The following is an 849-nucleotide window of genomic DNA, read 5'->3' on the forward strand; positions in this document are numbered from 1 at the left end:
CCTTTCTATCAAAAAATGGTAACAAATCATAACTATTTATTAACCACATTTTGGTTCATTTAGAAAGATGTTTTATTTATAGAAAACAATATTTTATCATACAATTTCTGATGTGATAATTTATGACTCTTATTGAGAAAGAATGAGAGACAAGAGAGAGAAAGTTATCCACAGATCATGGGGTTATTCACCCCATATCTTAAGATTGACCCGTGACATAAGCCGCCCATTTATCCATATAAACGCGGCGCTGTTCTAAATAGTCAGTACGACGATAGGCACGTTCTACTTTACCGCCGACCGTATGAGCTAAAATAGTTTCAGCGACCTCATAGGGGGCATCGGTTGTTTCAGCAAGCCAATTGCGTAAACTAGAGCGAAAACCATGGGGGCAGGCATCAATCTTATTCTCTCTCATATACTTTGCCATACAACTATCAGCAAGGGGACCGCGACCGGTAGCAGAAAAAAAGAAATCATTGCGAGAGAACAAGCGCGCTTGTTTTAAGATTTCTAATGCCTCTGATGATAAGGGCACACGAAATTCTGTTGTAGCATCACGCAAACCTTTCATATTTTCAGCAGGGATAGTCCAGATATCTCCATCAACTTGATCTTTATGAATATGACACAAAGGATTGGTACGAACCCCTGTCAGAATAAGCAAACGCAAAGCCAATTGTGTTAAGGTTGATGCTTCGCAAAGTGTTTTATAAAAAGTAGGCACATCTCTCCAATCCATGCCTGGTAAATTTTTGACTTTAAGGCGTTGTTTTCCTAAACAAAAGATCAGTGAAATATTCCGTGATTAATGATTTGAATGGAGAGATCACGAATCTGTTTCAATGC

The 849-nt window shown here is 38.5% G+C and carries 2 pseudogenes; one reads left to right on the forward strand and one right to left on the reverse strand.

The features are described from left to right. Positions 1 to 199: 199 nt before the first annotated feature. Positions 200 to 781: pseudogene (locus ACFIKE_RS11820) on the reverse strand (tyrosine-type recombinase/integrase); the annotation flags it as partial. On the opposite strand from ACFIKE_RS11820, the pseudogene ACFIKE_RS11825 reads away from it, so the two are divergent. Next, positions 766 to 849: pseudogene (locus ACFIKE_RS11825) on the forward strand (DNA adenine methylase); the annotation flags it as partial. The pseudogenes ACFIKE_RS11820 and ACFIKE_RS11825 sit on opposite strands and share 16 nt — an antisense overlap.

It is taken from the genome of Bartonella sp. MU70NMGDW, from assembly GCF_042194085.1.
GTDB classification, from domain to species: Bacteria; Pseudomonadota; Alphaproteobacteria; order Rhizobiales; family Rhizobiaceae; genus Bartonella; species Bartonella grahamii.